The sequence below is a fragment of the uncultured Intestinibacter sp. genome, assembly GCF_902468165.1.
Lineage (GTDB): Bacteria > Bacillota > Clostridia > Peptostreptococcales > Peptostreptococcaceae > Intestinibacter.
In genome coordinates this window covers 1-23,481 of record NZ_CABQXJ010000004.1, presented here as the reverse complement: position 1 = coordinate 23,481, position 23,481 = coordinate 1, and the positions used below count along the sequence as shown (strand labels likewise).

General features: G+C 27.2%; 12 protein-coding genes. 10 read left to right on the top strand and 2 right to left on the bottom strand.

Features of this window, described 5'->3' with window-relative positions:
- Window position 1: 1 nt before the first annotated feature.
- Complete coding sequence (locus RDX53_RS01350; protein ID WP_195931867.1) at window positions 2-787, bottom strand: threonine/serine exporter ThrE family protein; 786 nt, start codon at window positions 785-787, stop codon at window positions 2-4.
- 520 nt (window positions 788-1,307) lie between these two features.
- Between RDX53_RS01350 and RDX53_RS01345 the strand changes: the two genes are divergently transcribed.
- The 10 genes from RDX53_RS01345 (at window position 1,308) to RDX53_RS01300 (ending at window position 21,779) form a co-directional block, all read left to right on the top strand.
- A complete protein-coding gene (locus RDX53_RS01345) occupies window positions 1,308-2,681 on the top strand; it encodes a hypothetical protein (protein WP_295574889.1) in 1,374 nt (457 codons plus the stop codon).
- A gap of 392 nt (window positions 2,682-3,073) precedes the next feature.
- Window positions 3,074-3,271 (top strand): hypothetical protein, encoded by a 198-nt coding sequence (locus RDX53_RS01340; protein ID WP_295732889.1) that lies wholly within the window; start codon window positions 3,074-3,076, stop codon window positions 3,269-3,271.
- Window positions 3,272-3,497: 226 nt separating this feature from the next.
- The gene (locus tag RDX53_RS01335) at window positions 3,498-4,463 is read left to right on the top strand and encodes a dipeptidase (RefSeq protein WP_295574885.1); all 966 of its coding nucleotides are present in this window, start codon (window positions 3,498-3,500) and stop codon (window positions 4,461-4,463) included.
- Between the two features lie 90 nt (window positions 4,464-4,553).
- On the top strand, window positions 4,554-6,413 hold the full coding sequence (locus RDX53_RS01330; RefSeq protein ID WP_295574883.1) for a UvrD-helicase domain-containing protein: 1,860 nt from the start codon (window positions 4,554-4,556) through the stop codon (window positions 6,411-6,413).
- A complete protein-coding gene (locus RDX53_RS01325) occupies window positions 6,406-8,616 on the top strand; it encodes an ATP-dependent helicase (protein WP_295574881.1) in 2,211 nt (736 codons plus the stop codon). The genes RDX53_RS01330 and RDX53_RS01325 overlap by 8 nt, the downstream gene beginning before the upstream one ends.
- Window positions 8,616-9,389, top strand: coding sequence for a PD-(D/E)XK nuclease family protein (locus RDX53_RS01320; RefSeq protein WP_195930714.1), 774 nt, complete (start codon window positions 8,616-8,618; stop codon window positions 9,387-9,389). The genes RDX53_RS01325 and RDX53_RS01320 overlap by 1 nt, the downstream gene beginning before the upstream one ends.
- Entirely contained in the window at window positions 9,389-12,844 is a 3,456-nt protein-coding gene (gene addB / locus RDX53_RS01315; RefSeq protein WP_307993567.1) for a helicase-exonuclease AddAB subunit AddB, read from the top strand. The genes RDX53_RS01320 and addB overlap by 1 nt, the downstream gene beginning before the upstream one ends.
- Window positions 12,844-16,998, top strand: coding sequence for a helicase-exonuclease AddAB subunit AddA (gene addA / locus RDX53_RS01310; protein ID WP_295574879.1), 4,155 nt, complete (start codon window positions 12,844-12,846; stop codon window positions 16,996-16,998). Before addB ends, addA begins: the two co-directional genes overlap by 1 nt.
- Before the next feature lie 54 nt (window positions 16,999-17,052).
- Window positions 17,053-18,252: an exonuclease subunit SbcD gene (locus RDX53_RS01305; protein WP_295574877.1), complete on the top strand. Its 1,200-nt coding sequence runs from the start codon at window positions 17,053-17,055 to the stop codon at window positions 18,250-18,252.
- Window positions 18,249-21,779, top strand: a complete 3,531-nt coding sequence (locus tag RDX53_RS01300; RefSeq protein ID WP_307993561.1) for an AAA family ATPase — start codon at window positions 18,249-18,251, stop codon at window positions 21,777-21,779. Before RDX53_RS01305 ends, RDX53_RS01300 begins: the two co-directional genes overlap by 4 nt.
- Window positions 21,780-22,188: 409 nt before the next feature.
- Here RDX53_RS01300 and RDX53_RS01295 read toward each other — a convergent pair whose 3' ends face one another.
- Complete coding sequence (locus RDX53_RS01295) at window positions 22,189-23,316, bottom strand: tyrosine-type recombinase/integrase (RefSeq protein WP_307993559.1); 1,128 nt, start codon at window positions 23,314-23,316, stop codon at window positions 22,189-22,191.
- Between the last annotated feature and the right edge of the window lie 165 nt (window positions 23,317-23,481).

Genomic DNA, 23,481 nt, shown 5'->3' with positions numbered 1-23,481 from the left:
ATCAACCTCCAATTTTAATCCAAAAATCAAGTACAACACCGACTCCTACAGCTATAGCTCCTGCTGTTAAAAATGCTTCAAATACACGAGAAACACCAGAAACTAAATCACCAGATATTAAATCCCTAAGCCCTTTTACGAAAGCAACTCCAGGAAGTAGAGGCATTATAGAACCTACTATAAGCATTTTAGGGTCATGTAAAATTCCAATCTGACAAAAAGCAACCCCAAACGTAGCTATTGCAAATGAAGATACTAATGTAGCCATAAATGCCATAGAGTTAAGTTTCATTATTCCATTATATATAATAGTTCCAACAACTGAGATTATTAATGTAAGTAAAAAATCTGCTATACTTGTACCACCTATTAAATAAGCGAAACATGCAGAAGAAATTGCAGTCCCCGCATAAAAAGAAATTATTCCATATGGTGGAGGTAAAGTAGCTATTTTTTTTAGTTTATTAATCGCTTCATCAGTTGTCATTTCAGGGTTTTGAACAAAATCTCTAGATACAGTATTTAAAAGGTCTATTTTGTTTAAGTCGATACTTCTACGCTTTATAGTTCTCATAAATGACAATCCGTCGAACTTATCATCTGCAATTATTATACACGTAGGAGTTGTAAATACATTAATATGTCTGTATCCACGAGAAGTACAAACTCTTAAAACACTGTCTTCCGCACGAGATGTTTCTACACCATTAGTCAACATTAATTCTCCTAGAAAAAGAGCAAACCTAAGAATCTCTTTTTTCTGTATTAATTGATATTCTTCCCTCATAAAATCATCTTATTGTCAAAAATATAATTTTGACAGACTCCTTTCCTTTTTATTTAGTTTTTTCATAGTAATAATTAGACTATTATAATATGTTATTAAACATCTAATACTAATTAATTTAGTGAGAAATAGTCTAAATTGGATTTTTTACTTAAAAAACCTATGTATATATTTACTATATTATACTTGATTATATCAAAAAAATAAAAAATGTATATATATATTATTTTAAACTTAAATAATATATAGCGTTTCCGATATATTATAAAAAATTATTATACATAATTTGGCCAAAGATTTAAATATATATTTTTAATATATCCTCAAAAATTTAATTTATTATAAAGTTGTAGCAAAGTAATTATAAAAATACAGTTATTTATAATTAAATAAATAATTTATCATAAATACTTAATAAATTAAGAAATGTGCTTATTTTCATATGTTATATCAATGTAACCAAAATTTAACACAATCATATAATACTATTATCTAAAAATTGAAAAGGAGAATAAAGTATATGACATTAACAGGAGCGCATTATATTTATATTTTATTCATGGTTATAGTCCTTGTAACTATGATTATGAAAAAGGATGTTATAATTCCGTGTATCCTAGGAATCTTTTGTCTAGGATTGTTTTATACGCATAATATTGCAGGATCGTTAGGAGCAGTATTTAATTCATTTATTGTGTCTTTAAATGAACTCGGTTCCATAATTTTGATTATATCTATTATGGTTGCGTTGTCAAAAACACTGGAAACAAATAAAGCCATAAATTATATGGTTAAACCTTTTTCACGATTTATAAAGAATCCTACATCAGCATTCTTTGTAACAGGTTTAGTTATGTTACTACTTTCTTGGTTTTTCTGGCCAACACCAGCAGTAGCATTAGTAGGAGCGGTTTTCCTACCAGTTGCTTTAAATGCAGGTCTTCCAGCTATAGGTGTGGCAGTAGCGCTAAATCTATTTGGGCATGGTTTAGCATTATCTACTGACTTTGTAATTCAAGGTGCACCAGCTATAACAGCAGGAGCTGCAGGGATTGAAATATCTCAAGTAATTCAAGAAGGTATGCCTTTGTATTGGGTTATGGCAATAGTTACAATAGGTGTAGCTTTTTATGGACTTAGAAAAGATATCAAAAAAGGAAAATTTGATTTAGAATTACAAGCTGTAGAGCATGAAGAAATCACAGAATTTAATCCAAAAGCAAAAATAGCTGTATTTTTAGTATTAATAGGATTTGCTTTAGATATAGTAGCAATGTATGTATTCAAATTAACAGGTGGAGATGCAGCTGCATTATTAGGTGGAACTGCTGTACTTCTTATAATAATAATTAATATAATGAATTTTAATAAAAAATGTTTTGAACAAACATGTGATAATATTATAGAAGGATTTGTATTTGGTATTAAGATATTTGCAGCAATAATTCCTATAGCAGCATTCTTCTATATGGGTGAAGTTGCGCCAATAACTGCTGTATTAGGTGAAGTATTGCCAAGTGGCTCACAAGGTTTATTATCTGATATGGGTGTAGCATTATCAAATACAATACCACTTAACAAATTTGCAGTTTGTAGTATACAGACAGTAGTAGGTGCAATAACAGGTCTTGATGGATCTGGATTCTCAGGTATATCATTAGTAGGTTCTTTAGCTAACGTATTTGGTACAGCTGTAAACGGTAGCGTAGGAGCTTTATGTGCATTAGGTCAAATTGCAGGTATATGGACTGGTGGAGGATGTTTAGTTCCTTGGGGATTAATTTCAGCAGCAGCAATATGTGGTGTAAGCCCAATAGAACTTGCAAAGAGAAACTTAAAACCTATATTAATAGGATTTGCTGTTACTACAATAGTAGCTATATTTATAATTTAATATAACGTATTTATAAACTTAAAATAACATATATTTATCAATAAAAGAGTCACAATCCCTTTATTTTGTGAATATAATAAAATAAAGGGATTAGAGGTGACTTTATGGAGAGAATAATTAAATACGGAGGAAAATTATTTTTTGGCAGTTTAATTATATGTATATTGTCATTTTTTTATTTTAAGTTAATTCCTTATAGTCAAATAAGCAATTTAATTGGATATATATTTTTGGAAATATTCCTTATTTATAGTTTTTATATAGGTTATAGATATAAATTAAGTATAAAAGAATCTTTGATGAGTGGAATTTTGGGGTGCGGAGTTGGACTATTTTTGTTATTTTTTGCAACTTATACGTATTATATAATTGATACGTATTGGGGAATTTGGATGGTAGAATTCTATTTTATACCGACAATGTCACTTATAAATGATTTTTTTGAGAATATAACACTTAGTTATACAGTTGTTTTAATAATGCTTAATATATTTTTAGTATTATTAGGTTCAAGGGTAAGATTTATAAAAGAGAAAATAATTTCGATTAAACAAAAAAATAATTTATGTACAAAAAAAGACTTCTTATAATATGAGAAGTCTTTTTTTTATAAGAAAATTATATTGATTTATAATTTGATATAAGTTCAATAATAGAGTTTAATATATAATTATAATATTGAAACTATAAATTAATAGTTTAGTTGAGATTTATTTTATGATTTTATATCATTTTAGATAATTAATAATAATAATTTATTATCACAAGAAGATTATGATAAATAAAAAATATATTATAAAGTTTTGGAGGCTTAATATGAAGGTTATAGATATGCATTGTGATACAATGAAGGCGATTTTAGATAATCGAGATGAAAATAGATATGTTAATTTAAAAAAGAATGGTTTTAGTGTTGATATAGAGAAAATGAAACAAGGAGATTATATGTTACAAGTATTTGCAGCATTTACAAATATGGGCGAGGGCGATACACTAGTAAACTGTTTGAGAACTATTGATCTTTTTCACGACGAAATAAAAGCAAATTCACAAGATATAGGGATAGTTTTGAGCTATGATGATATATTAAAAAATATAGAGCAAAATAAAATGAGTGCGCTTTTATCTATAGAAGAAGGGGCGTGCTGTAAAGGTGATTTAGGTATTCTTAGAAATTTTTATAGACTGGGTGTTAGGATGATGACTTTAACTTGGAATTATGAAAATGAGCTTGGATTCCCAAATGAAATAATAAACAATAAATTAGTTTGTGATAGAGGATTAAAAGACAGAGGATTTGAATTTATAGAGGAAATGGAGAATCTAGGTATTATTATAGATGTATCTCATTTATCAGATGCTGGATTTTATGATATTTTAAATAATACTAAAAAGCCATTTGTTGCAAGTCATTCAAATGCAAGGAGCATTTGTAATCACCGTCGCAACATGACCGATGATATGATAAAAAAACTAGCAGACAGAGGCGGAGTTATGGGTCTTAATTTTTATTCTAACTTTTTAAATGAAAATACAAAGTTTAGCGACTTATCAAAATTAGACGATATGATAAAACACTTAAAACATATTAAAAATATAGGTGGAATAGAAGTTATAGGATTAGGAAGTGACTTTGACGGAATAGATTGTAAAGTAGAAATTGAAAATGCATCAAAAATGCAAATTTTAGCGGAAAAGATAAAAAAAGAAGGATTTACGGAAGATGAAGTAGAACATATATTCTATAAAAATGTTTTGAATTTATTCAAAGAAATATTATAATATATTTTAAACAAGAAAATAAATTTTTAAAAATATATAAAATTAAAGCTTGCTATATGCAGGCTTTAATGTTTTAAGAGAGGTGACAGTATGATTACTAAATTGCACGATAAAAATAAAATCTTAGATAAATATATAGAAATAATAAAACAAAATAACTTTAAATCAAGTGATATACTTGTGTTTGTGGATAATAATATAAATCGACTAGAGTATATAAAAAAGATAGAACTTAAAATAAGTGAAGAACTTAAGATATGTACATATAGTCAATTTGTAAGGGGCGAAATAATAACATACTGGCCGATTATTTTAAATGATTGCGAAGATATAATAAAAAAGAATTTGACGCCGACATTTATATCTAGTAATTTAAAGACGTATATATTTGAAAAAAAGGTAGAAATGAAGAGAAATAAGGAAAATTATTTTGACGATATTACGGGGACTAATAAATCAATAGCATCTAATATTATGAATAATTTAGATAATGCTATTTATAATCAAATAGATTATAAAAAAATAGGAAAAAAGATTTACAACTCAAAAGCTAATAAAGAGAATATCAAAGACAAATCTTATATTGAAATGGAAAAAATAATAGAAGAATATCTAAATGAAATGATAAGCAACTCCATGGTAGATGATAGTATAAGTATTTACCTATACAATCAATATCTATTAAAAAATAAATTATATAAAGAACAATTATTAAATAGATATAAATACTTATTTATAGACGATTTACAAAATATAAGTGTTAGTCAGGTAAACTTGATAAAAGAATTTGACAATAATGAAAAAGAAATATTTGTTTATTGCGATCACAGTAGGTATTTCTCTTCATTTATCAAAAATGATATTAACTATGTATATAAACAATTATTAGGACGAGATGAAACTTACAGCAATATAGGAGTTTTTGATTTAATTAATGAAAATGCAAGTATAGAGTTGGACCAAAGTAGTCAGCTATATGGCGAAATGATAGAGAATATATCACAAAAAATAGAAAGCTTAATTTCAAATGGAGTTTCTAAAAAAGATATTGTAGTAATAAATCCTATAAATACTCCAGTATTAGATTATGAAATTACAAATAAGTTAAAGGCTAAAGATATAGAGATATTAAATACAAAGAAAACAAGCAAAATAATAGATTACCCATATGGAAATTTATTATATGTTGCAGTCGCTATATATTGCGAACTTCAATCTCATATAAAAGAAGAAGAGTATATAAATTTTATTCAGATTTTATTTAATTTAAATAGGATAAAATCATATAAAATCTATAGAAATAGGGATAAAGAAGAAGATTATAAACAAATAATAAAATATATAGATGAAAAACGAAAAGAAAAGCTCAGTATAGGAGAGTTTCTAACTAAATTTTATATAGATAAAGTTTTAAATTTAAAAGATGGAAAAGAAAATGTATCTATTTGTAAAAATATAATTGAAGAAAGTGAGTCATTTATAGACTCTTTAGATAAATTAGATTTAAATAAAAATGCAGATGAAGTATTTATAATATCATTAAAAAAATTTATAAAAGACTACTTTAATGCAAGACAAATAGAAGAAATAAAAGATAGAGATGCAGTATTAATAACGACACCTTTTTCTTATATATCAAATAATATTAAAAGAAAGACTCAAATATGGGTAGATATAGGAAGTAATACTTGGAATATGAAGATAGAAAAAGATTTAGCAAATCCACTTGTCTTAAAAAAATCTTTTAGAGATGAAGATATATACACAAGTGATATGGAGGAAAGTTATAAAAAGTACTTCTTATACAACACTGTTTATAATTTGCTAAAATACGCTGAAAATGTATATGCATATAAAAGTGATTATTCTATAAATGGGTATATACAAGAAGGTGGATTATACAGCTTACTGCTTAGACTTATAAATAAAGGAGGGGACGCTCTTGAGTAAGATAAATTATAGAAAAGACCAAATACCAATAATGAACTATGAAAATGGGACGATGGCAGTGCCGGCAGTACCAGGAGCGGGAAAGACTTTTATAGTGACAAATTTAGTTACTAAACTACTAGCAGAAAATAAAAATGAAAAAGGGAAGATATTGATTCTTACATATATGAACAGTGCCGCAAATAATTTTAAAGGCAGAATAAAAAAGATTTTAGAAGAAAAGGGAATAGACTCTACTAACGGATTTGAAGTAATGACGATACATTCTCTGGCAGCTAAGATAATAAAAGAAAAGCCAGAAGTCATGATGTTGAGTGAAGACTTTAATATTGCAGATGATCTTCAAAAAACGATGATGTTAAATGACTGTATAAATACGTTTAGGGCTAGTGGAGGAGAAACTGCATATAGATATTTTTTAAAAGAGCAAAAAAATCAAATGTGGTACGATATACAACTTGAAGCGTGGCAAGATGGATTTTTTGAATTAGTAGCTAAAGCTATAAGTAGTTTAAAATACAACGATATAACCCCACAAAAGCTAGAAGAAAATACACTTAGCAACAAAGGTATTTTAAAAATGATAAGTTTTATATATAAAGATTATGATAAAAAATTAAAACAAAATGGTCTTTTAGATTATGATGATTTATTAATTTATGCTTATAAAACTTTGAGTATAGACGAGCAGCTAAGAGAAAAATTCCAAAATAGATATAAATATATATTTGAAGATGAATGTCAAGATTCTAATGAGATTCAAGGTAAGATAATAAAATTAATCTGTGAAAAAAACAATAACTTAGTTAGAGTTGGAGATGTAAATCAAAGTATAACAGGTACATTTTCTTCTTCTGATCCTAGATTCTTTAAGGAATTTATGGAAGAAGCTGATCATTGTTATGAAATGAATATGTCCAATAGAAGTTCAGCAGACATACTAGAACTTGCTAATAACTTAGTGGAGTTTGTATGTAATGATTTAGAAGAAACAGAATGTAGGGAAGCTCTACAACAAATAGAGATAGAAACAGTAGAAAAAGGACAAGGTTATAAAGAAAATCCTAATCCAGATAAATATCAAATAAATGCAATGTGGTATAAAACTTTTGAAGAAGAAATACTTCAAACAGTTAGATATGTAAAAGGATTAAAATTAAAATATCCAGAAAAGAGTATAGGAATTTTAGTTCCTTATAACTCACAATTAAGCCAAGTTTCAAAAGTTCTTGAACAAGAAGGACTAGAATTTGAAGAATTGGGGCCGAATTCAAAAAACAAAAGAAGGATAATCGATAATATAGCTAAAATAATAAATTTTATAATAAATTGTGACGATATAGAAGTTTTAATAGATGTCCTTTCTAGTGTGTTTATAAAAACAGACAACAGAGAAGGCAAAAATGACTTTTTAAATATATTAAGAGAGTACAGTGTAGAAGAGTTGTTATATAGCAATGTAAAAGATAAACCTCTTATAATAGACGACAAATGTGAGATGTATACAACTTTTAAACAAGGACTAAATTCTTTAGTTGAAATTTTAGAACATTCTACAACGAAAGTTGATGAGTTGATTTTATTTATTAAAGAAAAACTAGATTTAAAAGGCGAAGAAAAGTCACTAGTTGATTATATTGCATTTTATGTTAGATATATTACAAATGAAATGCCAAATATAACGCTTTGGGAGATATACGACGTTTTATCTGACAATAAAAGCAAAGTATTTAATTATATGATAGATGTAGTATACGAAATAAATGGATATGAACCACAACCGGGAAGCATAACAGTATGCAATTATCATAAATCTAAAGGGATGGAATGGGATTGTGTATTTTTACTTCAATTGACGCAGTTTCATTTCCCAGATAATATAAATCAGAAGTTTCAATGTGATAAATGGTACTTAAAAGATAAATATAAAAATACTGAGGCTTTAATCAACAATCAAATAGACTTAATAGTAAATGGGAAGTTGACACAAAATTATTATAAACAGACGAAAATAGATATTATAAATGAAAAAATTAGGCTGTTATATGTAGGTATTACAAGAGCTAAGGAAATGCTTATAATGATGGGAAGTAGTTATAAATCAGAAGAAGAATCAAAAAACACTAAGAAAAAACAAGAGCCTTGTTTATATCTTAAAATATTAAATCAATTAATAAAAGAAAAAAGGGAGATGAATAAATAATGGATCAAAAACTTAAATATTTTCTATACAGTCAAAATTCATTAAACACATTTAAATCATGTCCTTTAAAGTTTAAATATAAATATATAGACAATATAAATTGGAGATTCGATTCCATAGAAAGCCGAGATTATTATGAAGGACTAAAATCGGGGAGTGAGTTTCATTTATTATGCGAAAGATATTTTAAAAATATTCCAATTGGAGAAAATATAAGTGAAGAGTTTAAATTATGGATAGAAAAGATAAAGGACATAATTTATATAGATGAATCTAAAATATATTTGCCAGAATACGAAGTTAGAATTAAAATAGGAGAAAATTACTTAACTGCAAAATACGATTTAGTAATTATAGATGATAACAGCATCGAAATTTGGGATTGGAAGACAGAATCACAAAACTCAAGCTATAAAAACATAGAAAATAGAATGCAGACAATAGTGTATATGTATCTAGCAAAAGAAGTAATTCAAAAGATTTACAATTTAAATATTGATACTGAAAATATAAGTATGAAGTACTTTAGATTGAAAATAGATAACTACCCTATAACTGTAAAATACAATAAAGAAAAACATCTAAAAAGTAAATATATTATAGAAAGCTTTATAAACAATATAAGCAATTTAGATTTTGATGGATATATACAAAAAAATAAAAATCACTGTAAATACTGTGAGTTTAATAAACTTTGTAACAATAAAAATATAAACTACGATATTATAGATGAAAATATAGATTTTGATGAAATGATAGAGGAGGATGATTAATGGGACTTAGATTTGTATTTGGAAGAGGCGGAAGCGGAAAAAGTACATATTTGTTAAATGAAATAAAACAAAGAGTTCAAGACGATGAGACAACACCTGTAATATTATTAGTTCCAGAGCAGTATTCCTTCGAGATGGAGAAAAAAATAAGTTCTCTATATTTAGGAAAAGAAAAGGACAAGTATATGAGAACTAGAGTACTTACATTTAATACTATGAGTGCTCTTGTATTTACTAAAACAGGCGGTTTAACAGATGTAAATATAAATTCAAGTGGTAAAGCAATGATAACTTATAAAGCTATAGAAAAAGTAGCAAGTGAGTTAAATGTATTTTCAAAGGCAGCAGCACAAACTGGATTTGTAGGTTCAGTAAGTGAGATAATAAGCGAATTAAAACAATATAATGTAAATTACGATATGCTAGAGTATATAGCTGAAGATATTGAAAACGAAACACTTAGATTAAAATTAAAGGATGTAAGTAAAATATACGAAGCTTTTGAAAATGAGCTACACGAAAACTACGTAGACTCACAAGATATGCTTGGTTCTCTAGCTCAAAAGCTAGAAAATACTAGTTACTTTGATGGATGTTATGTATATATAGACGAATTTACAGGGTTTACACCAAAACAGTACTCTATTTTAGCAAAACTTCTTAAAAAGGCAAAAGAAGTTAGTATATCGCTTACTGTAGACAATGTAAACTACTTAAACTATAGAAAAAACGATCCATTCTCAAGAACTAAATACACTTATGAAAAGTTAAGAAAAATAGCTATGGATAATGGAGTAAAAATAAATCCATATATAGACTTAAATAAAGGTAAAATAAAGCGTTTTGAAAATAATAACGAGCTTTTACATTTAGAAAGATACTATAATGCTTATCCATACCATGATTATGAAAAAGAAGTTAATTATCTTAAGATAAAAGAATTTAACAACTTATATGAAGAAGTTGAACATATTGCAAAGGAAATAGTCAACTTAGTCAGAGATAAAAATATAAGATATAAAGATATAACTGTGGCGACAAGGGACTTAAATAGATATGACTTTTTAGTACATTCTATATTTAATGAGTACGAAATACCAAACTTTATAGATAAAAAAAGAGATGTCAAATCAAACCCAATAATAGTATTGATTACTTCAGCGCTTGAAATAAAAAATAAAAGATATTCATATGAAGTTATGTTTAGATACTTAAAAAGTGGACTTATAGGTCTTAGTGTAGATGAAGTCAGCTTAATCGAAAATTACGTAATATTAAACGGAATAAAAGGCAAGAAGTGGTTAGAAGAAAAATGGGAATATAGGGCTGTGAATAACTATAATTCTGATATAACAGAAGAAGAATCTCAAACTATACAAACTATAAATGAAATAAAAAATAGAGTTCTAAGTCCAGTTATAAAATTACAAAATAAATTAAAAGGTAAAAAAAGCTGTAGAGAGATCTGTAAAAATATATATGAATTTTTAGTAGAAATAGACATGGAACAAACTATTTACGACTTGGTTGAAGACTTTAAAGCTAAAGGTGAGTTGGAAGTTGCGAGCCAATACTCTCAAGTTTGGGATATAGTAATCGATATACTAGACCAAATTGTAGAGATAATGGGAGATGATGTCGTATCTATAGACAGATTTATTAAAATAATAAGCCTTGGATTTGAAGAATATGAATTGGGATTAGTCCCACCAAGTATAGACCAAGTTTTAGTCAGTAGTGTAGACAGAATGAAAAATCCAAACACAAAATACCTTTATTTAATAGGCGTTACTGACGGGATATTTCCACTAATAGCTAAAGAAAAGGGAATATTAAACGACAAAGATAGAAATACACTTATGGATAGAGGGGTTGAAATAGATATAGATAGTAAGACAAAGACTTTTGAAGAACAATTTTTAGTTTATAAGGCACTTACTTCAACTTCAGAAAATCTTATATTAACTTATCCAGTTGCTGATTCAGAGGGAAGAAGTTTGAGACCGTCTATTATAATATCTAGGGTTAAAAAGATATTCCCAAAACTAGAAGTAGAAAGTTATTTACTAGAAAATAAAAGAGAAAATGAAGAAGAAATGATGGACGATATAACTGTTAAATCTCCAACATTTAATAAAATGGTAAATAAAATAAAATCATTTGACAATGGTGAAGAAATCGAAAATTTATGGCTAGATGTATATAGATATTTTGCAAATGACAATAAATATAGAGAAATTACAAGAAAAATAATTTCAGGACTTACTTATACGAATATGGTACACAAGGTATCACAAGAAAAAATAAATAAATTATACGAAACACATAATTTAAGTGTATCTAAGTTAGAAAAGTATTCAGCTTGTCCATTTGCCTACTTTATTCAATACGGGCTTAAGGCACAAGAAAGAAAAGAATATTCATTTGCTGCACCGGATTTAGGAACATTTATACATAACATAATGTACGAGTTCTCAAAATCACTAGAAAAAGATGGTCTTCATTGGAACCAAATTAACGAAGCCTATATAGATAAAAAGGTAAACTCTATTGTGGATTTCATGGTTTTACAAATTCCAGGATTTATATTAAATAGTTCACCAAGATATAAATATCTATCTTATAGACTTAAAAAAATGCTTATGGCAGCTATAAATATAATTGCCAAACAAATTAAATCTGGAGAATTTGAACCTATAGATTATGAAGTTAACTTTGGTCAAACGGGAAAATATCCACCTATAAGAATAATATTAGAAGATGGAACACAGATAAATCTAATCGGTCAAATAGATAGAATAGATGAATTTGATGAAGGTGATGATAGATATATAAGAATAATAGATTATAAATCATCAGATAAAAATGTAAACCTTACAGAAGTATACTACGGATTGCAACTTCAATTATTAGTATACTTAGACGCGATAATTGAAAGTGCGATGAAAAAAGGAACAAGTATCCATCCAGCGGCAATTTTATATTGTAAGATTGACAATCCAATTGCAAAGTTTAGCGAAAATAAAGATGAAGAACAGATAGACGAAGAAATATTAAAACAATCTAAGATGAAGGGACTTCTTGCAAAAGATGCCCACATAATAAAGAAAATGGATAAGGCACTTTATGAAGAAGATGTTAAATCATCACTTATAGTTCCTGCTGGTTTAAATAAAGATGGAAGTCTATCAAAAAGTACAAATAGTGTAACATATCAAGAGTTTGAAATACTTAGAAAATATGTAAAACACGAGATAAAGGATTTATGTGAAGGTATGTTAGGTGGAGATATAAGTATAAGCCCTAATAAACATAAAGACAGGACTTCATGTGATTTCTGTATATATAACTCGATATGTCAGTTTGACCCTACACTTAAAGACAATAATTACAATATTATAAAAGATAAAAAGAACGAAGAAATTATTCAAATGATGGCAGAGGAGGTGGAATAATGAGTTCTCCAAAATGGACAAGTGAACAACAAAGTGTAATTGATAGTAGAGGTGGGAACTTATTAGTTGCAGCAGCTGCTGGATCTGGTAAAACTGCTGTTCTTGTAGAACGTATAATACAGATGATTTTAAATCCAGACTTAAAAGTAGACATAGATAAATTATTAGTCGTTACATTTACAAATGCAGCAGCATCTGAGATGAGAGAGAGAATAGGAGATGCTATATCTAAGAAATTAGATGAAAATCCAGAAGATGAACACCTTCAAGACCAATTAGTACTTTTAAATAAAGCTAGTATAACGACAATACATTCATTTTGTTTAGAAGTTATAAAGTCAAATTTTCATAAAATAAATTTAGATCCCAATTTTAGAATAGGTGATGAGACAGAGTGTTCTCTTATGAAATTAGAAGCTATAGATGAAGCATTTGATATTTTATATGAAGAACAAGACGAAGAGTTTTGTTATTTAGTAGATTGTTATGCCGAAAAAAGAGGAGATTCAAATTTACAAAACTTGATTTTATCTATTTATAGTTTTGTTATGGCATCTCCATATCCAAAAGAATGGTTAATACAAAGTGCAGAAGATTTTAATATAGATGAAAACTTTGATTTTGCAACATCAAAATGGGCTAAAGCTATACTTGAAACTGTAAAAATACAAGTTGAAGGTGTGGAGACATCTATGGCTAAGGCGATTGAAGATGTATCTGGGATAGAAGAGTTAGAGACTTTTATAGCTAAGTTAAAGATAGAGTATGAAAAAATAAAAGATATATTAGATGCATGTGATATATCTTGGAATGAGGCTTATTCAAAAATAGCGACTATGCAATTTGAAAACTATGCAAAAGGAGTCAAAAGAATTCCAAAAGATGCACCAGCTTATGTAAAAGAAGAAAAAGATAAAGCTAAAAACACTAGAGATAATGCTAAAAAATCTATAGAAAAAATAAAAACATCAGTATTTAGTAAACATTACGATGATTTAAAAGAAGAGATTAAATTTTTATATCCAGTAGTTAAATCACTATCAGATGTAGTTTTAATATTTGATAAAATCTATAGCCAGAAAAAACGAGACAAGGGAATTATAGATTTCCACGATATAGAGCATTTTGCACTACAAATTTTAACACAAACTGATGAAAATGGAGATTTCTTATTTGATAAAGATGGTAAAAATATACCTTCTGATATTGCGCTTGAATATAGAGAAAAATTCTATGAAATCTTTATAGATGAATACCAAGATAGTAACCAAGTACAGGAAGTTATCTTGTCTACAATAGCTAAACAAAATGAACCAAATAGGTTTATGGTTGGTGACGTTAAGCAGAGTATATACAGATTTAGACAGGCAAAACCAGAAATATTCCTTCAAAAATATGCGAATTATGATACTGATTTAAGCAGTAAATATAAAAAAATAATGCTTTATAAAAACTTCAGAAGTAGAAAAGAAGTAGTAGATAGTGTCAATTATATATTTGAGCATATTATGAGTAAAAATTTAGGTGAAATTGAGTATAACGAAGAAGAAAAACTAAACTTAGGGGCTAGTTTTGAAGAAGTAGATGACGAAAAAATAATACTAGGTGGGCCTACAGAAATTCATCTAATGGAAAAGAAAGTCGAAGAAGCTGAAAATCCAGAAAAGGATGAGGAAGAGTCAGAAGATCTAGATGCAAGTCAAATAGAAGCTAGAATGGTCGGTAAAATAATAAGAGATATTATGAGACCTAATGAAAATGGCGAAATAATGCAGGTATTTGACAAAAAAAGTGGAGAATATAGAAATATCGAATATAAAGATATTGTAATATTACTTAGAGCCACATCAGCATGGGCACCAGTATTTGCGGAAGAACTAATAAATATGGATATTCCGACATATGCAGATATGGGACAGGGATATTTTGAAACTATGGAAATACAAGTTATAATGTCTTTCCTAAAAGTAATAGATAATCCAATGCAAGATATTGCCCTTATTTCAGTACTTCGTTCTCCTATATATGGATTTACTCCAGAAGACTTTATAGATATAAGAACGGTAGATAAAAAGGTAAGTTTTTATGAAGCTATGAGAAAGTACGCTGGAGAAAGTATAGACTTAAGTATATCAGAAGAAGAAAATAGTGATGATGATAAAGATATAGATGAAGTTATAGACCAAGAAATTGAAAAGCTTAGCTCTACTATAATAACTCATATAGAAAATGAAGTTGATAATCAAAATATTCAAGATGAAATAGATGATTATTATCAAAATATAGACTACAGTGATTTTATATATGAAGATGAAGAAATAACATATAATGATGAGATTATATACGATCAAGATTATATAAACTATCAAGTAGATTCAGAAAATCAATACGATGAAGAGTTTAATAATCAATATAGCGAAGAATATATGTATCATAATCAAGATGATTCTATTTATAATATAGATTTAGAGACTCAAGATAAAAATCACCAAGAAGAAAAAACATTAAGTGAGCTTGATTTAAAAGTAAGAAGATTTTTAGATGATTTAAAAGAACTTCAAGAAAAATCTATGTATATGAGTACAGATGAATTTTTATGGTATATATATACAAATAGTGGATATTATGCATATTGTGGAGCTTTGCCAGGTGGAAGTCAAAGACAAGCTAATTTAAGAATTCTATTTGAAAGAGCTAAACAATTTGAAGAGACTAGCTTTAAAGGTATTTTTAACTTTATAAACTTTATAAGCAAACTTAAAAAATCTAATTCTGATATGGGAAGTGCAAAGACTTTAGGAGAAAATGCAAATGTAGTCAGAATAATGAGTATCCACAAAAGTAAAGGGCTAGAATTCCCAATCGTTATTTGCTCTGGCATGGGAAGAAACTTCAACACCATGGACTTTAGAAAAGACGTATTATATCATCATGAACTAGGGTATGGTCCACAGATTGTAGATTTTGAAAGAAGAATCTCGTATCCAAGTATTGCAAAAGAAGCTCTAAAATGCAAAATAAATATAGAAAATATATCAGAAGAGATGAGAATACTATATGTTGCACTTACTAGAGCGAAAGAAAAACTTATAATAACAGCATCTATAAAAGATATCGAGCAAACTATACATAAGTGGTCGTCAAATATATCTAATGAAAGAAGAGTTTCAAAATACGATATATTAAACGGTAAAAACTATCTAGATTGGATGATGCCAGCAGTTATAAAACATAGAGATTTAGAATCTATTAGAGAAAAATATAATATATGTACGAGAATATCACTAGAAGATGAATCAAGATGGTCTGTTAAGACTTGGGTTAGAGCTGATATAGATTTTGAAAAACATGAAAAAGAAGGCATCAGAGAAGTTTTAAATAATATTGATTTATCACAAAGTGATACACAATATTATGATCAAATACAAAATAAATTGAATTTTGAGTACCCGTATTTAGGTGTTGTAAAAAAAGCAGCAAGTATATCTGTTACTGAAATAAAAAAGAGACAAGAAGAATATGAAGAACAAGATGAATTATCAAATCTTTATAAAATGAAGACAACACTTAAAAAGCCAAAGTTCTTGAGTGAAGCTCAAACAAAAGAAAAAATAACAGGTGCGAGACGAGGTACAATAGTACACTTAATAATGGAGGTTTTAGACTTTAATAAAGTAAAAACAGAATCAGAGATAAAAGCTCAAATTGAAGATTTGATAAAACGAAGAGTTATAACAGAAAAAGAGTCTAAAGTTTTATCTCCTAGAAAAATACTTAAATTCTTTAAAAGCCCTATAGCGAAAAGAATATTATCATCAAACTTTGTCAAAAGAGAACAAAAGATATACACTCAGGTAAAAATGAATGATATATATTTAAATGACGATATTTTTAAGAATAATAGAGAAATATATGAAGATGAGTCTGTGATGCTTAGAGGAGTTATAGATTTATACTTTGAAGAAGATGATGGACTAGTAATTTTAGACTATAAGACAGATTGGATAGATAACAACAATAAAAAAGAAATTATCCATAAATATAAAAAACAATTAGAAATTTATGCAGAGGTACTTTCTACATTAACTGGTAAAAAAATAAAAGAAAAATATTTATATTTATTTAGTATAGATGAACAAGTAAAAATTGAGTAAAATAATCGGACACATATTAGTGGGCGAGGTATTAAAGGAGAGATAGATAAAACGATGAGATTTATTCATACATCAGATTGGCACTTGGGAAAAACATTAGAGGGAAATAGTAGACTAGAAGAACAAGAGATGTTTTTAAATGATTTTGTAAATATAGTCGAAGAAAATAATATAGATATGGTAATAATAGCTGGAGATATTTATGATACATCAAATCCTCCAGCTGCTGCTGAAAAATTATTTTATAAAACTGCATGCAGATTAGCTGATGATGGGAATAGATGCGTTATAGTCATTTCTGGAAATCATGATAATCCAGAGAGATTATCGGCGATTACACCTTTAGCAGAAGAAATGGGCATATTAGTATTTGGATATCCACTTAGCAAAACTAATAAAGCTAAATATAAAGGTTTTGAAATAACTGAAGCATTAGAAGGGTGTACAAAATTTGATTTTAAGGGTGAAAAAGTAACTTTAATTACTCTTCCTTATCCAAGTGAAAAAAGGCTAAATGAAGTTATAAAAGGAGATACTGATAGAGAGCAGCAGATATCATATAGTAAAAAAGTAGGTGATTTATTTAGAAAATTAGAGCAAAACTTTGAAGAAGGTAGTATAAATATAGCTACAAGTCATCTATTTGTTGTTGGAGGTGAATCTACAGATTCTGAAAGACCGATAGAGCTAGGTGGAAGTCTTCTTGTTCAAAAAAATGACTTACCACAAAACTCACAATATACAGCACTAGGTCATCTACATAAGCCTCAAAAAGCATCAGAGAGATTACATGCATATTATAGTGGTTCTCCAATTCAATACAGTAAAAGTGAAAGAGTATACTCAAAGGGTGCTAAAATAGTAGAAGTTCATCCAGGACAAGACGCTATAATAGAAGATATTTATTTTAAAAATTATAAACCTATAGAAGTATTTAAATGTAAAGGAATAGAAGAAGCAATAAATATATGCGAAGAAAATAAAGACAGAAATATATGGTCTTATTTTGAAATAGTTACTGACGAAGTAATAAATCAAAAGAATATAAAAACAATGAAATCTCTATTAAAAGATATTATAGAAATAAAACCTATAATAAATCAGAAGTTTGAGTATGAACATGTAGATATGAGAGAAAAAACGATGAAAGAATTATTTATCGAATACTATAAATTTAGAAACAAAGTAGAGCCAAAAGGTGAATTATTAGATTTATTTTTAAACATAGTTGAAAAAGAGGGTGACAATAATTGAGACCAATTAGATTGGAGATAAGTGGATTAAATAGTTATATAGAAAAACAAGTTATTGATTTTAGCGAGTTAACATCGAGAGGTCTATTTGGTATATTTGGAAAGACTGGTAGCGGAAAATCCACTATACTAGATGCTATAACTATAGCTATGTATGGAAATATATCTAGAGATACTAAAGAGTATATAAATACATCGTGCAATAGCGCTAAAATAAAATATATATTTGAAATAGGCAATAAACACAATAAAAGAAAATACTGTGTTGAGAGAATATTAAATAAAAACAAATCAGGAAGTGCTAATTCATATAGGGCTATATTGACTGAAATTCATATGGATGGCAAAGAAACTGTTATAGCAGAGCAAAAAACTAATGTAGATAAAGCTATTATAGATATAGTAGGTCTTACAGCATCTGATTTTACAAGATCAGTTGTTTTGCCACAAGGTAAATTTAGTGAGTTTTTACAATTAGACGACAGTAAAAGGCGTGAAATGCTTGAAAGAATTTTCAATCTTGAAAAATACGGTAAAGTTCTTACAGATAAAATAAAAGGCAATAGAGATAATAAAAAGATAGAAATAGACAAACTAGAAAGCAACCTTTTACAATATGATGGAACTACACAAGAGATATTTGATGAAACGTATGAAAAACTTATACAGTTACAAGCTACATCTAGAAGTATGAGACAAGAGTTAGAAGATACTGAAAAAACATACAATCAATATAAAGAAACTATAGGATATCAACAGTCATTAGAAGATAAAGAAAATAAAAAGAGAAAGCTAGATGAAAAAGAGCCAAAAATAAATGAAAATAGAGTTAAAGTAGAGCGTTCTGGTCATGCAAAGATAGTAAACCCACATATAAAAAATGTGCAGGAATTTGAAAAATCTATAGAAGAGTATAGTATGGAATTAGCTACTTTAGAACATGATTTTACATCATTAAATAGAGAGTATGAGTCTACTAAACTGAAATATGAGCATGCACAAAAAGAAAAAGATACTAAATTAGAAGGACTAATTTCTAGCAAACAGAGATTTGAAAGTGCAATAAAAATAGAAGAAAAAATAAAAGAAATAATAGAAGAAATAGATGATTTAAAATCTAAAATATATGATTTTGAAAAAGAAAAAACTACTTTAATAAAAGAAATTAATGGGTTAGATGAAGAAAATAATAAAGTAAATAACTCTATAAAAGAAAATGAAGCTAAAATAGCTGAACTTAGAACGAGTGAAGATTTTAAAGAAAAAGTATACAAGGCGTTTGAGATAGAAAAAGAATATTTGAGAGTTAAAAAAGACCTTGAGGAAAATAGAAAATATATTCCAGAGTTGACAAAAGAGCTTGAAACATTAAAAAGTAATTTTAGATATGCAGAAAACTCTACAAAAGAAGTAAATACAGAGCTTAAAAATATTAATGATAAGTACTCAATATTACTATCAAAATCACCTGGAACTAATGATGAGGTTGTGCTTATGTCCACTAAACTTTCATCATTAAAATCACTTTATGAAGCTACAAAACAAAATGAAACAAAATTAAACTCATTACAAGATAAGCTTAATAAAGATAAAGAAGAAAAATTTAAGTTAGATAGAAATGTAAAGAATTTAGAACAACAACTTGAAAGATATAAAAATGAAAAAAATAGCTTAGAAAAAAATCTAAATGAAGAAAAGTTTTTAAATTTGGCAAATGAATTGAGAAGCGAACTACAAGATGGGTGTCCATGCCCAGTATGCGGTTCAACTCATCACCCAAATATAGATAAAATAAATAATAATGACAAAATTTTATATATAGAAAGTCAAATTAAAAAAATAGATGAGAAGATAAGCTATGCAACAAAAGACTATGATGAATCTATACGTTCTCAAAGTCAATTATTGAGTACAATAAGTATAACAGAGCAATCAATAGCAGAGATAAAGCAAGAAATTGGGGGTTCAAACTCATATGAGATTGACGAAGAATTCAATAAACTCTCAAAAGAAGTTATTTCGCTTAGAGAGAAGATTGCTGATTGGACTAAAAATAAAGAAGACTTAGAAGAAGAGATCAAAGAATTAGAGAAGAGTAAAAATAAAAAAGAAAAAGAAGAAATAGAATTAAGTAAAGATATTTTAAATAAGACTGAAAATCTAAATGCAATCAAAGAAAATGTAGAAAAAATAACTAAACAATTTGATTCTATAAAAACAGAGTATTTATACTTAAGTTCTAGCTTGAAAATAGATGATTTAAAGTCAAAGGTAGAAGAAATAAATAAAAATTCTAGAATTGTTGAACAAATAGAAGAAGAAAATTCTTCACTAAAGCTTAAAAAAGAAGAAATAGATTCTAATTTAAACCAAAAGAGAAATGCTTTTATAGAATTAGACAAAAATATATCTAGTTTAAATAAAGAAAATGAAAGCAATCAAAAAGATAAGGTTGAAAAAGAAACTGAATTTAATTTAATAACTAAGGGGCAAAACCCAAAACATCTTTTAAATAATATAATTGATGAAATAGATAGCATAACTTCGACAGAAGCTAAACTTAGAGTTGAAGTAGAAGAAGAAAAATATGCAACTGAAAAATTAAAATCAAAAATAAGCCAAGTAAAAGGTAAGCTTGAAGAGTCAAAAGACAAGTATAAATCATCTAAAGAAAATCTAAAAGAGTTATTATTTGAATACAAATTTGAAAGTATTTATGCAGTTAAAAATGCTCTAATAGATGAAACTGAAAGAGAAAAATTAAAAGATGAGATAGAGTTCTTTGAAAAAGAAGAAAAAACTCTTTCGGCTGAAATAAAAACATTAAAAGAAAAACTAGATAAAAAGACAGTAAATTTAGATGAGTTTTTAAATCTTGAAAAAAATAAATATAAATTAGCACATGATATTGATGAAATAACAAAAGAAATAGGTGCAAAACAAAATGAAGTTATGACATTAGAAAAGAACTTAAAAAAGGTTAAAGAACTTCAAAAGCAATTAGATGAATCTGAACATAAATTAGAATTATTAAAAGAAATAGAAAAATTATTGCAAGGAAAAAGATTTGTAGAGTTTGTAGCTAAAAATCAACTTGAGTACATAGTCATAGAGGCATCTAAAAGACTTGATATAATGACGAAAGGTAGATATGTACTAGAGATAGACGATAATCTTAATTTTGTTATAAGAGATAATTATAATGGTGGGTTGAGGAGAAGTATCAAAACTTTATCTGGAGGAGAAACTTTCTTGACATCATTAGCATTGGCGCTTGCACTATCTTCACAAATTCAATTAAAGGGAAGTGCGCCGTTAGAATTCTTCTTCTTAGATGAAGGATTTGGATCTTTGGACAATGAGCTTTTAGATATTGTTATGGAATCATTAGAAAAACTTCACAGCGAACAGTTAAGCGTAGGTATTATAAGCCATGTTGAAGAACTTAAAAATAGAGTACCAGTTAAACTTATTGTAACTCCTAATGATGGAGGAAATGGCTCAAAGATAAATATTGAATATAGTTAAAATAAATTTAAAAAGCATCTATAGTAAAAATAAAACTATAGATGCTTTTTGTTATATATGGTGAAGACTTAAAATTAACTTATAATAAATATTTATTTAAATTTTTATATCAAAATTTATCAAAATAATACGATAAAAGAGTAGATTTAAAAATTTAAGTAGATTAAATGAAAATAATGTTGAAATTTAATTAATAAAAAAAGAGGCACCTACAAGGGGGAAAAAATTGTAGATGCCTTAAAATATATACTTATTAGGGGGATAAATAAATAAGGTTTAATAGAGCTATATTAAATGCAATAAACGTTGAAAAATAGCTATTTAATTAAATGGTATAAAATGGAATTGGTGACCAAAAAGTGACCAAATCCTATTACAAGTGACCAAAAAGTGACCAACAAAAATATAATTATAGTAACAATTTTTCTATATTATCAGATGCTTTTTTATCCATTTCTTTCAATACGTGAGAATAGGTATCCATAGTTATTTCAATTTTACTATGGCCCAATCTTTCACTTACTGTTTTCATATCTACACCAGACATTAACAATAATGTGGCATGAGCATGACGTAATTTATGAGGACGGATATATCTTATATTAATTTTTTTTAAAAATCTTTTGTAACTTTGTACAAACCCTGTTAAACTTAAATATTTTAATTCACTATTTAAACAAACTACATCAAAGTCATTTTTTTTATATAATCCTTGTAATACTAATTTATTTTGTCTTATTTTTTCTGACCTTAGCATATGGATAATAGCATCTGGAACAATTATATCTCTTATTCCGTTTTCAGTTTTAGGTCGTCTCATATAATATTGTCCATTTTCATAGATTAAATTTTTATTTATATGCAGAGTATTATTTTGAAAATCTATGTCTTCCCAACATAGCCCAGCAATTTCTCCGAATCGCATACCAGCAAATAAAAATAAATTAATAGGTATATCTAAAAATTTAGTATATTGGCAATTATCAAGTATAGTACGTATTTCATTAAGAGTATATATATCAGTATCTGGTGTAGAAAGTGTTTTAGGTTTAGTTACAAACTCTGGAATGTTTGTGTTGATTTCCTGTAACCTATAACACTCTCTTAAAACAGCATTACTTATTTGATATATTTTTTTCTTGGTTGCATCACTAAGATCTAAACGACCTACATAATTCATGAAATCTTGATACATACTAATTGTAATATCAGTTAATTTTACATTTGAAAAAAAAGATTTAATGTGCTTATTTATTATGGCATAAGCATTATTTAGAGTTTTTGGACTATATTCGTGTGACTTATCATCATAGTATTTAATACATCTATCTACGAATGTAAAATTTTTAGGAAGCTTAAATCTATCGTTGTTTATAGCGCTCTTTAATTCAACAACATATTTTTCTGCTTCCCTTTTTTTATTAAATTTTTCATATATCTTTTGATGTTCTTTTCCATCTTCCCCAATATATCTAACACAAACTTCATACATATTACGGCGTTTTCTAGTTAATACACTTATTATATTATTTTGCATAAGAACCTCCTAATGTCATTTTTAAATGAAAAAAATTTTGTTATTTATTATATATAAAATTTCAAAAAATAAACTTAAAAATATATTGAATAAAAAACCATCAATTGTAAAAACAATGAATTTAAATCTATTTAAACAAGAAACATATTGAATTTGTTTAATATA

Excerpts from the sequence above, each read along its gene's own strand:
- RDX53_RS01350 (WP_195931867.1), bottom strand. The coding sequence starts at position 787 with ATGAGGGAAGAATATCAATTAATACAGAAAAAAGAGATTCTTAGGTTT.
- RDX53_RS01345 (WP_295574889.1), top strand. The coding sequence starts at position 1,308 with ATGACATTAACAGGAGCGCATTATATTTATATTTTATTCATGGTTATA.
- RDX53_RS01340 (WP_295732889.1), top strand. The coding sequence starts at position 3,074 with ATGGTAGAATTCTATTTTATACCGACAATGTCACTTATAAATGATTTT.
- RDX53_RS01335 (WP_295574885.1), top strand. The coding sequence starts at position 3,498 with ATGAAGGTTATAGATATGCATTGTGATACAATGAAGGCGATTTTAGAT.
- RDX53_RS01330 (WP_295574883.1), top strand. The coding sequence starts at position 4,554 with ATGATTACTAAATTGCACGATAAAAATAAAATCTTAGATAAATATATA.
- RDX53_RS01320 (WP_195930714.1), top strand. The coding sequence starts at position 8,616 with ATGGATCAAAAACTTAAATATTTTCTATACAGTCAAAATTCATTAAAC.
- addB (WP_307993567.1), top strand. The coding sequence starts at position 9,389 with ATGGGACTTAGATTTGTATTTGGAAGAGGCGGAAGCGGAAAAAGTACA.
- addA (WP_295574879.1), top strand. The coding sequence starts at position 12,844 with ATGAGTTCTCCAAAATGGACAAGTGAACAACAAAGTGTAATTGATAGT.
- RDX53_RS01305 (WP_295574877.1), top strand. The coding sequence starts at position 17,053 with ATGAGATTTATTCATACATCAGATTGGCACTTGGGAAAAACATTAGAG.
- RDX53_RS01295 (WP_307993559.1), bottom strand. The coding sequence starts at position 23,316 with ATGCAAAATAATATAATAAGTGTATTAACTAGAAAACGCCGTAATATG.